This window comes from Pseudomonas sp. P5_B2 (assembly GCF_056400445.1).
Window position 1 is genome coordinate 1 of record NZ_JBFULH010000947.1, and the last position, 1,262, is coordinate 1,262.

The window sequence follows — 1,262 nt, forward strand, 5'->3', positions numbered from 1 at the left end:
GTGCTGCCAAACGCGGTGTTCAGTGACGAAGCCCACCACCAAGATGCAAAACACCGATAGCTTCAGTGGCCAGCAGATAGGCCAGCGGGGGATACTTGGGAGTGACAGCGCAGAGCACGCTAAAAATCAGTTCGGTCACTTGGCCGTATCCGCCGATTTACCTGATGGGAATGCGCCGAATTGGCCGGGATTATGGGGGGCTTTGCGGGGAGCACTTAACAGTGCGTCTCAGTTTTGAAACTATTTTCAACACAGGCGACCTTTCGCTTTCATGGCATGGTCACTGATAGCTGGCCGGATACGTTCGAATGGACAACACGCTAATGAATAAGGTGAAAGGTAGCCCTTCACCCGCTCCCAAACTTAATCGCTTCACTGTTTGCGGTGAGTTGCAAAACCGGCAGTTGCTGGCTTGGCGTGAGCGCGTCGGTCATGTCATTGATGTCATACCTTCACGGGCACAAGTCGCATCCCCTTTTAGTGGGGTCATCGACCGCTACGATCTCGGCAATAGGCTTCTCACTGACTGTCGCACCGACAGCCTCACACTTGAGCGTTCAGTGGCTCGTATTTCCACCGATAACCAACGCGATTTTGGGTTTCATATCTTCATCGCAGGTGGCGTTGACTCAGTTGGCAAGCGCGCTACCTCACGCAGTGCAGGGCACAACCCTGGCAGTATTTTCGCATTTGACCTGAATCAGCCATTGCGTATGCAGCGAAGCGCTTGCCAGTTGCTGGCATTGTCCGTGCCCAGACCGGTTGTAGAGGCGGTGCTACCTCATGCGGAAGCCATCCATGGCCGCCTGTTTGAAAACACCTCGCCTTTGACCCACCTGCTCGTCGAGCATGTGACGGCGCTAGCCAGAGACCTTCCCGGCCTGAGTGCGAATCAGGCGAGCAGCGCCTTCGATACCAGCATGCAATTGCTGCTCGCCACCTTGGGCAAACAGGCCAAACTCAGCGGCAGCGCGCGGGCAGCGGTGCGGGCGGCCATGTTCGACAAGGCTCGGCGCTACGTTCAAGCCAACCTTCACCAATCTACGCTGTCCCCTGAAAGCCTGGTGGCAGCATTGCAGTTACCCCGTGCGACGCTTTATCGCCTGTTCGAACATGAAGGCGGCCTGGGCGCTTACATCCGCCATTGCAGGCTCCGCGAGGCGGCCGATGAATTGGTCAAATTCCCGAACCTGCCCGTGATGGATATCGCATACGGACTGGGCTTCAAATCCCCAGGATTTTACTCGAGCGTTCCGTCGAGC

At 56.5% G+C, this 1,262-nt stretch carries 1 protein-coding gene; it reads left to right on the top strand.

Features of this window, described 5'->3' with window-relative positions; all coding sequences use genetic code 11:
- Positions 1-323 precede the first annotated feature (323 nt).
- Positions 324-1,262 (top strand): AraC-like ligand-binding domain-containing protein (locus AC1DRJ_RS28220; protein ID WP_477805034.1); only part of this gene is annotated, 939 nt, incomplete at its 3' end.